The sequence below is a fragment of the Caulobacter sp. genome (assembly GCF_035254145.1).
In the GTDB taxonomy this organism is placed as follows: domain Bacteria; phylum Pseudomonadota; class Alphaproteobacteria; order Caulobacterales; family Caulobacteraceae; genus Caulobacter.
Genome location: NZ_DATFAV010000031.1, coordinates 1 through 9470, shown reverse-complemented (window position 1 = coordinate 9470; position 9470 = coordinate 1). Strand labels below are relative to the sequence as shown.

At 66.2% G+C, this 9470-nt stretch carries 9 protein-coding genes; 5 read left to right on the top strand and 4 right to left on the bottom strand.

Annotation, left to right across the window (positions count from 1 at the left end; genetic code table 11):
* On the top strand, nt 1-746 hold a 746-nt coding region (locus VJ655_RS01580), incomplete at its 5' end, for an NAD(P)-dependent oxidoreductase (protein ID WP_324097614.1).
* Here VJ655_RS01580 and VJ655_RS01575 read toward each other — a convergent pair.
* From VJ655_RS01575 to VJ655_RS01565, 3 genes are read right to left on the bottom strand one after another with little or no spacing between them, the layout of a single operon-like run.
* Nucleotides 747-1232, bottom strand: a complete 486-nt coding sequence (locus tag VJ655_RS01575; protein ID WP_324097613.1) for a VOC family protein — start codon at nt 1230-1232, stop codon at nt 747-749.
* 21 nt (nt 1233-1253) lie between these two features.
* Nucleotides 1254-2087, bottom strand: a complete 834-nt coding sequence (locus tag VJ655_RS01570) for an oxidoreductase (RefSeq protein ID WP_324097612.1) — start codon at nt 2085-2087, stop codon at nt 1254-1256.
* Nucleotides 2088-2109: 22 nt separating this feature from the next.
* A complete protein-coding gene (locus VJ655_RS01565; RefSeq protein ID WP_324097611.1) occupies nt 2110-2967 on the bottom strand; it encodes a TauD/TfdA family dioxygenase in 858 nt (285 codons plus the stop codon).
* A gap of 272 nt (nt 2968-3239) precedes the next feature.
* Between VJ655_RS01565 and VJ655_RS01560 the strand changes: the two genes are divergently transcribed.
* Genes VJ655_RS01560 through VJ655_RS01545 form a run of 4 tightly spaced genes read left to right on the top strand, consistent with a single transcriptional unit; the run spans nt 3240 to nt 7353 of the window.
* Nucleotides 3240-4457: an aromatic ring-hydroxylating oxygenase subunit alpha gene (locus tag VJ655_RS01560; protein ID WP_324097610.1), complete on the top strand. Its 1218-nt coding sequence runs from the start codon at nt 3240-3242 to the stop codon at nt 4455-4457.
* Nucleotides 4454-5263 carry a 4,5-DOPA dioxygenase extradiol gene (ygiD, locus tag VJ655_RS01555; protein WP_324097609.1) on the top strand — a complete coding sequence of 270 codons (810 nt, stop codon included), beginning with the start codon at nt 4454-4456 and terminating at the stop codon, nt 5261-5263. Before VJ655_RS01560 ends, ygiD begins: the two co-directional genes overlap by 4 nt.
* A 13-nt stretch (nt 5264-5276) precedes the next feature.
* Nucleotides 5277-6353 carry an acetamidase/formamidase family protein gene (locus VJ655_RS01550; protein ID WP_324097608.1) on the top strand — a complete coding sequence of 359 codons (1077 nt, stop codon included), beginning with the start codon at nt 5277-5279 and terminating at the stop codon, nt 6351-6353.
* Nucleotides 6354-6360: 7 nt separating this feature from the next.
* Nucleotides 6361-7353: an AraC family transcriptional regulator gene (locus VJ655_RS01545; protein ID WP_324097607.1), complete on the top strand. Its 993-nt coding sequence runs from the start codon at nt 6361-6363 to the stop codon at nt 7351-7353.
* Nucleotides 7354-7407: 54 nt separating this feature from the next.
* Here the strand turns inward: VJ655_RS01545 and VJ655_RS01540 are convergent.
* The coding region (locus VJ655_RS01540) for a TonB-dependent receptor (RefSeq protein ID WP_324097606.1) at nt 7408-9470 on the bottom strand (2063 nt) is incomplete at its 5' end.

Here is a 9470-nt window from a genome sequence, read left to right as displayed (position 1 = left end):
GGCGCTATCGCCTGATGCGACTGGCGGACATCGCGCCGCTGTCGGCGGCCGAAGAGGGCGAGGAATGCGTCCGGGGCGACCTGCTGGACATGGCCTCGCTGGTCGCGGCGATGCAGGGGATCGACTGCGTCGTCCATATGGCCGGCGTGCCCGTCGAGCCCGAGGCCAACGCCTGGGATCAGGTGCTGCCAGCCAATATCATCGGCGTCCACAACCTGTTCGAGGCCGCGCGGACGGCGGGGGTGAAGCGTGTGCTGTTCGCCTCATCCCATCACGCCGCCGGCTTCCATCGACGCGACACGCCGACAGTCGAGACCCTGATCCCGCGCCCCGACAGCTACTACGGCGTCAGCAAGGTGTTCGGCGAGGCGATGGGGCGGATGTACGCCGACAAGTTCGGCCTGCAGGTGCTGAGCTTGCGTATTGGCGCCTATCGCGAGCGGCCTTCGGACCTTCGCCAGCTGGCCGTCTGGATCAGTCCGCGCGACATGGTCGAGCTGGTCCGCTGCGGGATCGAGGCGCCCGATTTCGGCTATGCGACCGTGTACGGCGTTTCGGCCAACACGCGGGCCTTCTGGGACAATTCGGCGGTCGCCTTCCTGGGCTACACGCCGCGCGACAACGCCGAAGCCTGGGCGGGAGAGATCATCGCCTCCAACCCGCCCGAGCCCCGGGCCGCCGCTTCGTTCCAGGGCGGCTGGTATTGCGCCAAGGACTTCGTCGGTGATCCCGGGCGCGTCGACTGATTATTCCCGTGTGAAATCCGCCGGCACTTGCGGATCCGGCCCCGCCTTGCCCCACAGCACGATCTCGTTGCCCCACGGGTCGCGAAAGGCATGGTTGTAGCCGTTGAATTCCTTCCAGTAGTGGTTCTTCCACAGCACGGTCGCGCCCAGATCCTCGGCGGTCCCGAGGATGCGGTCGGCGCTGTCGTCGTCGCTGATCAGCACCCAGACGCGCGGCTTGCGGCCGTCACCGCTCGGCGTGCGGGGCTCGACGCCCTCCGGTTCCGGGTGGGGGCGAGCGTTGGCGGCCTTGAAGATCCCCAGGTGCAGGTTGCCGATCTCGCTGTCGGTCCCATCGGGCTTCTTGAAGAAGCCGCCCGGCACCATGCGGTGATAGACGCCTTCGGGACGGGCGTCGTTCTGCCAGCCGAAGACCTTGGCGTAGAAGTCGCCGGCGACGGACGGGTCCTCGGAGGCGAGGTCGACGAAGATCAGGGTGTTGGTCACGGAAAAGGCTCGCGTTTCGGGTCAGTCGGTGAAGCCGATGGAGAGGGAGAGGTCCTTCCAGGCGTCGATGTCGGCGGCCAGTCCCTGGGCGGCGTAGCCAGCGTATTTCAGGGCGTCCTCGCCCAACAGGAGGTGCATCGGCGGATCATCGACATCGGCGATCGTCAGGATGGCTTGAGCCGCCTTGGCCGGATCGCCGGGCTCGTGCCCGGCGTGCTCGGCCATGATCCGTTCGGCGTCTCGCGCCAGGCCGTCGTAGTCGGCCAGCTTGTTCGCCACGATCGCCTTGGAGCCCGCCGCGAAGCCGGTGCGCAGGCCGCCGGGCGCCACGTTGACGACCTTGATCCCCAGCTCGGCGACTTCTTGCGCCAAGGTCTGAGTCAGGCCCTCGAGAGCCCACTTGCTGGCGCAGTACACGCCGGTGCCGGCCCAGACCGCCAGGCCCGAAACCGAGGTGATGTTGATGACCCGGCCCTCGCGGCGAGCCCGCATGGCGGGCAGCACCGCCTTCAACACCGCCAGCGGGCCGAAGACGTTGGCCTCGAACTGGGCGCGGACCTCATCCAGCGAGGCCTCTTCGACAGCCCCGACCAGGCCATAGCCGGCGTTGTTGACCACAACATCGATGCGGCCGGTCACGCCTTCGGCCTTGGCGACGGCGGCGCTCACCGCCGCCGCGTCGGTGACATCCATGACGAGGCCATGGGCGCGGCCGGGCGCGAGCGCCTCGAAGGCGGCGATGGCCTCGGGGTTGCGCACCGTGCCGACGACGACGACGCCACGCGCCAGGGCGGCCCGGGCGATCTCCCGGCCCAAACCGCCGGAAACGCCCGTGATCATCCAGGTCTTGGTCATATCAGCTCCGCCCAAAGGGAGATCAGTACGGCCTGTCGCCCTTGACCCACAGCCGGTGCATCGTCCGGAAGTACTTGCTGTCGTCGTACAGCGTGCCGGTGTGAAGGGTGCAGCGGTTGTCCCACATCAAGAGGTCGCCGGCCTTCCACTTGTGGCGATAGACGAACCGCTCCTGAGTCATGAACTCGACCAGTTCGTCCAGCAGCGCCAGACCCGCGGGGCCGGGCATGCCGATCACTTCGGTCACCGTGCCGGTCGAGGGCCACAGCGCCTTTCGCCCATCGGCGGGATGCGTGCGGATCAGCGGGTGCTCGACGTCGGGATTGGCCGCCTCCATCTCCGGCGACAGGGTCTGCTGCTGGCCGAACTCACGCGTGGCCATGAAGTGCTTATAGCTGTGATGCAGCTTCAGCCCCTCCAGCATCGCCTGCTTGTCTGCTGGCAGGGCGTTCCAGGCGGCGCAGCCGTCCGCGAGCAAGGTGTCCGAGCCTTCATCCGGAACCTCGACCGCATAGAGCATGGTCAGCATGACCGGCTCGGGCTTGTAGCTGTAGTCGGTGTGCCAACCGACCCCGTCGTTGTGGGCGCCGATCGGCTTTCCGTCCACCACGCGGTTGGAGAGGATGAAGATCTTCGGATAACCCGGCAGGGTGAAGCGCGTCTGGGTGTGGTCCTCGGGATCGCCGAACCGGTTGATGAAGCGCATCAGATCATCGGGCGTCATCTTCTGGTCGCGCAGCGCCACCGCGCCGTGGCGATGGAAGGTGTCGACCACCTTGTCCAGCACGGCGTCGGGTGCGGAGGCCAGGTCGATCCCGGAGATCTCGGCTCCGAAGCCGGCCTTCAGGTCCTTGATGGCGATGTCGGCGGCGAGCGTCATGGCGTCTCCCTCGGCTGGCGGTTCGAAACTAGCCTATGCATCTCGATGCCCCCGGTCTTGCCTCAACGCGCCTGGAGGCTTTCCGCGCGTTGCGTCGGTTGACTGGGGCTTGGGCGCCTGAAGGCCTCTTTCGGCGCCGATCGCCTGTAAACGCGGCGTCGCGGGGCTCCTGGGCGGTCGCCGACCAACTCTTCGTGCGTGCTGAGGCAAGACCGTCCCACGATGCGGTCCTAGCGTGACGGTCGACATCCGCCACTCCAGAGCGCTTCACGATGAGCCTGCGCCCGCCGAACGGTTTCTTCAGCGACGCCTTCTTCGAGGGGCTTTCGCGCTCGATGGAGAGCGTGGAGACCGCCGAGACCCTGCCGCCCGCCTGCTACACCGATCCGGACTTCTACGAGTTCGAGAAGGAAGCCCTGTTCAATCACGAATGGCTGTGCGTCGGCCGCGTCGACTGGGTGAAGGAGCCCGGCGACTATTTCACCACGCGCATCATCGGCGAGCCGATCATCGTCACGCGCAATCGCGACAATGAGATCCAGGCGATGTCGGCGGTGTGCCAGCACCGCGCCATGCTAGTGGCCGAGGGTAGGGGCAATACGCGCGGCTTCGTCTGTCCCTATCACCACTGGGTCTATTCGCTGAACGGCGACCTGGTGAACGCCCCGGCCATGGAGCGGACCTGCGACTTCGACAAGAAGGCGATCAAGCTGCCGACCTTCAAGGTCGAGATCTGGCTGGGCTTCATCTTCATCAACTTCGACGCCGAGGCCGCGCCGCTGGCGCCGCGGTTGGCGCCGGTCGAGACGGCGGTCGCCAACTACGACCTTGCCAGCGCCGAAGGCCTGACGCCGCCGATGACCGGCCAGTTCGCCTGGAACTGGAAGGTGATGTTCGAGAACAACAACGACGGCTACCACGCCAGCAAGCTGCACCGCGGACCGTTGCACGACTTCATCCCGAGCGAGCTGTGCAGCTTCCCCGAGGCGGGCGACGGCGACGCGGGCTTCCTGCGCTACAATGGCACGCTGCACGCCGACGCCAGCTTCAACCCGACCCAGAAGGCGGTGCTGCCGGTGTTTCCGAAGCTGACCGCCGAGGATCGCAACCGCGCGACCTTCGCCAACATCCCCCCGACGCTGTCGCTGGTCATGACCAGCGACATGGTCATCTACCTGATCCTGCGGCCGACCGGTCCCGAGACCATGGAGCAGGACACCGGGATCCTGGTGGCGCCGGGCGCGACCGAAAGCCCCGGCTTCGACGAGCGGCTGGAGATGATCATGACCTCGGCCGGCAAGATCATCGCCCAGGACATGCATGTCGACGAATTGGTCCAGCAGGGCCTGCGCTCGCGCTTCGCGATCCGCGGCCGCTACTCCTGGCAGGAAGGCGCGCAGGTGCAATTCAACCGCTGGCTCACGCCGCGATATCAGACGGCGTGGCGGGCGATGAAGGCCGGCGCCGCCAAGCTGGAGGTCCTCGCATGAGCCGCCTGCCGGTCATCTTTTTTGGTCACGGCAGCCCGATGATCGCGCTGGAGACCAACGAGACCACCCGAACTTGGAAGGCCATGGGCGACGCGGTCGGCAAGCCGAAGGCCATCCTTTGCATCTCGGCCCATTGGCTGACGCGAGGGATCGCCGTCACCGCCATGGCCAAACCCAAGACGATCCACGACTTTGGAGCTTCCTTCCCGAAAGCTCTGTTTGAAAAGCAGTATCCGGCTCCAGGTTCACCTGAATTGGCGATGCGGGTGCGCGAGGTTCTGTCGCCGACTCCCGTGGAGCTGGATGAGCAGGGCTGGGGGCTGGATCACGGGACCTGGTCGGTGCTGTGCAAGGCCTTTCCCGAGGCGGATATCCCGGTCGTCCAGCTCAGCATGGACGCCACCAAGCCGCCGGCCTGGCATTTCGAGATCGGCCAGCGCCTGGCGCCGCTGCGCGACGAGAGCGTGCTGATCGTCGGCACGGGCAACATCGTCCATAACCTGCCGGCCATGGATTGGGGCGATCGCAACTGCGCGCCCTACGAGTGGTCCCAGCGCTTCAACGACTACATCAAGGCCGCGATCGTCGAAGACGCGCCGCAGCGCGCGGTCGATTTCGAAAGCCAGGGCCAGGACGCGCAGCGCTCGGTCCCAACGCCCGATCACTATTGGCCGTTGCTCTATGTTCTCGGCGCGCGCCTGCCTGGTGATGTCCCGACCTTCGCGCCCGACCACATCGAGCACGGCTCGCTGAGCATGACCAGCGTGAAGCTTTCCAACGCCCCCGTGGCGAACACGCCCGCCTGAGCCGGAGACCTCGATGCCCTTCATCTGCGAACCCGGCCAGACCCGTCCCGACATCGTTCCAGGCGCGCTGCACTGTCTGCCCGCGACGCCCAAGACGGTTCACTGGGGCTATTTCGATCCCTCGACCCCGCCATCGCTGCGGATCAAGAGCGGCGATCTGGTCCAGGCCGAGGCGATCACCCACCACGCCGGCGATGCGCCCGAGCTGATGATGGACGAGGCCGTGACCCGGATCTTCAAGGAGATCCCCGAGGACGACCGCAATCCCGGGGTCCACATCATGACCGGCCCCATCTACGTCGAGGACGCCAAGCCGGGCGACGTGCTGGAGGTCCGCTATCTGCGCATGGTCCCGCGCAATAACTATGGATCAAACCTCGCGGCCAACTGGGGCTATCTCTACAAGGAGTTCGGCGAGAAGGAGCGGGTGACGATCTACGAACTGGACGCGAACACCAACACCGCCAGCGCGCTCTACGCCTACGACTTCGAGGGCAAGTACCTGATCCCTGGGACGATCACCCATTGTCCCGAGTGCGATCGCCAGCCGGCGCTCAAGGGCGTCCGCGTTCCGGCTCGCCCGCATCTCGGGACCGCCGGCGTAGCGCCGGCCGTCGATGGCCGCGTCAGCACCATTCCGCCCGGCGAGCACGGCGGCAATATCGACAACTGGCGCATCGGGGCCGGGGCGACGATGTACTACACGGTGCAGGTCGACGGCGGGCTGTTCTCGATCGGCGATCCCCATGTCAGCCAGGGCGACGGCGAGCTTTCGGGCACGGCCATCGAATCCTCGCTGAACGTCCTGATGCAGATCGTGCTGCGCAAGGACATCCAGACTCCCGGGCCGCTGCTGGAGACGCCGAAATGGTGGATCGTCCATGGCTTCGACGAGGATCTCAACGTGGCCATGCGCGACGCCTCGCTGAAGATGCTGAGCCTGCTCCACGATCAGGTCGGCCTCTCCAAGAACGACGCCTATTCGCTGATGAGCGTGGCCGCCGACTGCGGCGTGACCCAGGTGGTCGATGGTCGTCAGGGCTGCCATGTGCGCATTCCTCGCGACATTTTCCCCAAGGCGGGAGGGTAGCGGCTCAGTGAAGGCCTGGTCGTTCAGCACCGAAAGCCATCCGCGCGCCGAACGGGCCCAGGCCTGGCGCGAGGCGATGGGGCGGCTTGGCCTGCCGATCGAGGGACTGTCGGACGGCGAGCCCGCCGCCGCCTCGGTCGTGTGCCTGACCTCGCCCCTGGGGATCGAGTTCGCGCTGGTCGAGGCGGGGGCCCAGACCATTTCCGGCCGCCTCAGCGCCCAGCCGGCCGCCGTCTGGCTGGCGGTACTGCTCTATGGCGAGGCCACCCTGGTCACCGACGACCTGGCCGCCAGCGTCGCGATGGGCGACATCGCCTTCGGTCCCACCGGCCAGTCGGCGGCGCTGAGGCTGGACACCCGCTCGCGCTTGCTGTTCGTCCGCGCGCCGCGCGTGGCGCTGGATCACCGGCTAATCAAGCCCTTCAACCTTCGGGTCGGCTGGCTGGACGGCTCCAAGGGCGTGCCGCGGATCCTCTCGGACCTGCTGCGGGCGACCGCCGAGGAGCTGGAAAATCTGTCGGTCGATCAGCTCAGGCCCGTCGACCTGGCCCTGACCGAATTTCTGGCCCAATGCCTGCTGGAGCAAGGCGCGGCCGATGCCGACGCCTTCGACGCCTCTACGCCGACCGCACACTTGCAGCGTCTGTGCCAGACCATCGAGACCCTGTTGCCGGATCCCGAGCTTTCCCTGCGACGGGTCGCCAATGAGGAGGGCGTGTCGCCCCGTTACGTCCAGAAGCTGTTTGCTTCGGCCAATGAGACCTTCAGCCACTATCTGCGATCGCGCCGGCTGGAACGCTGCAGGATCGACTTGGCCAGCCCCCAGCATGCGCGGCTGTCGATCTCGGAGATCTGCTTCCGCTGGGGCTTCAACGGATCGGCCCATTTCAGCCGGGCTTTCCGCGAGCAGTATGGGCTGTCGCCGCGTGAGTTCCGGCAGGGGCGGGACGCGGGCGCGCCGTCGCCCGACCTCATCCTGTCGCCCCGAGCTTCGGCATAAGCCCTAGACCAGGCGCGAACCCGGCCGGCTCCGAAGAGCCGGCCGGCGCGGGCGTTAGAAGTCCGCCGAGATCGTGAACTGCACGGTGCGCGGCGGAGCCGGGCGGAAGCTGGCCGCCGTGTTCACCGTCGTGCTGATCGTGCCCAGATAGTCCTTGTCGAACAGGTTATCGACATTGACCCGCGCCTTGATCTGGCTGAACGGGCCGGCCGAGAAGCCGTCGCCGATGTCGATATAGGCGTTGACGATCGTGTAGCCGCCGACCTTCTCGCTATTGACGAAGTTGGTGAAGCGGCTCTCCAGGTGGCGGGCCGAGACGTTCATCAGAAGACCGTCGAAGGGCTCCAGCGTGACGCCACCCTGGAACACCCAATCCGGGAAGTCCGGCACCTTCTTGCCGGCCATCGCCAGGGTGATGGGCGAGGCCGTCGCGCTGGCGCGATAGTTCAGCACGTCGTCCTGGAATTCGGCGTTGTTGTACGAGACGTTGGCGTTGAAATAGGCCTTGCCGGCGAAGACTTCCGGTTTCCATTGGCCGCTGAACTCGACGCCCTTGGCCTTCACCGCGCCGACGTTCTGGTAGAAGGTCTCTATGATGCCGCCGCCGCCGGGTACGGGCGTGGCGAAGGCCTGCAGGCGGTTCTTGAACTCGGTCTGGTAGGCCACGATCGAGGCGTTGAACGTGCGGTGGTTGGCCCGATAGCCGATCTCCCAGTTGGTCGAGGTTTCAGGGGCGGGCGCGGTGACCGTCGGGCTGGCCGCCGAGAAGATGTCGTCGGCGCCGCGGGGCAGGGCCATGTTCTCGGAGTACGAGGCGAAGATCTGGTCACGGCCGGTGAGGCTGTAGACGGCCCCCACCTGCGGCAGGAAGCTGTCCTTCCAGTTGGCCTTCAAGATCGGGTGGCGGCTGTTGATGTAGTCGTTGGGATTGCGATAGCCGGCGATCTTGTAGTCGATGTCGGTGGCCTTGAAGCCCAACTCCAGCTTCAGCTTGGCTTCCAGCAGGGTCAGGGTGTCCTTCAGGAAGAACTGCTTGGTCTCACGCAGCGACTTGTAGTCCCGCTGGGCGTGAACCCGCTCGTTGAACAGCGGCGCGCCGTCCGGGTTGCCGCCCTGGACGTTGTAGCGGTTCTGGGTGCGGTGATAGTCGTCGTTCTCCAGCCATAGGCCGGCTTCGATCTTGTTGAAGCCGACATGCCAGGAAGCCTTGGCCGTGACGCCCTGGCGGATGCCGTCGATGCCCGACAGGCCGTACTGGATGCCCTTGGGCGCGACGAGACCGGCGACGATGTTCTTTTCGGCGTTGTAGCTGGACAGCGAGGTCGCATAGGCCTCGGGCGAGACGCCATAGCCGCCCTTGTCCTCGTAATAGGCGGTGGTGGTCAGATCGAGATTGTCGGTGATCGGCGTGTTCAGCGTCAGGCCGTAGAGGTGGTCCTTCCGCTTGTTGACCGCGAACTTGTAATATTGGGCGTAGTTGCTGTTGGAATAAGGCACGCCGGCCGTCGTTTCGGGCAAGCTCGCGGCCGGGATGGAGAGCGCCGAGCCGAACGGCGCCGAGGCCGGAACCGAGCCGAGATAGGCGAAGTAGCGACCCTTGCGGCCGAACACGTCGCCGGCCGTCCCATTGTACTGGGCCAGGGTGATCGACGGGCTGTCATAGTCGAAATAGTCATTGTGGACAGTCTGGAAGCTAATGTCGCCGCCGTTGGGCAACTCATACTTCAGCTTGCCCTCATAGTGCTTGCGATCGATCGTGCCGGGGCCGCGCCAAAGGTCGCCCTTGATCCACGAGCCGCTGACATAGCCCGACAACGGCCCGACCTTGCCCATCTCCAGGCGCAGGAAGGTGCGGCGAAGGTCGTCGCTGCCGAAGGTCTGGCTGATCGCGCCGCCGGCTTCAGCCGCGGGCGCCTGGGTGAAATAGTCGACGATCGGTCCCAGCGAGGCGTAGCTGGGCAGGGCGACGTCGCCGGCGCCGGCCGAGGCCGTCACGCGCAGCAGGTTCTCGTTGTCCACGTAGCGGTAGATCGGGCTGCCGCCGAACTGATCGCTGCGCCCCATCGGGATGTTGTCGAGCAGGAAGCCGATCTGCTGGAAGTTGAAGGCGCGCACCG

Coding starts and splice junctions, on each gene's coding strand:
- VJ655_RS01560 (WP_324097610.1), top strand. CDS start 3,240: ATGAGCCTGCGCCCGCCGAACGGTTTCTTCAGCGACGCCTTCTTCGAG.
- ygiD (WP_324097609.1), top strand. CDS start 4,454: ATGAGCCGCCTGCCGGTCATCTTTTTTGGTCACGGCAGCCCGATGATC.
- VJ655_RS01565 (WP_324097611.1), bottom strand. CDS start 2,967: ATGACGCTCGCCGCCGACATCGCCATCAAGGACCTGAAGGCCGGCTTC.
- VJ655_RS01550 (WP_324097608.1), top strand. CDS start 5,277: ATGCCCTTCATCTGCGAACCCGGCCAGACCCGTCCCGACATCGTTCCA.
- VJ655_RS01570 (WP_324097612.1), bottom strand. CDS start 2,087: ATGACCAAGACCTGGATGATCACGGGCGTTTCCGGCGGTTTGGGCCGG.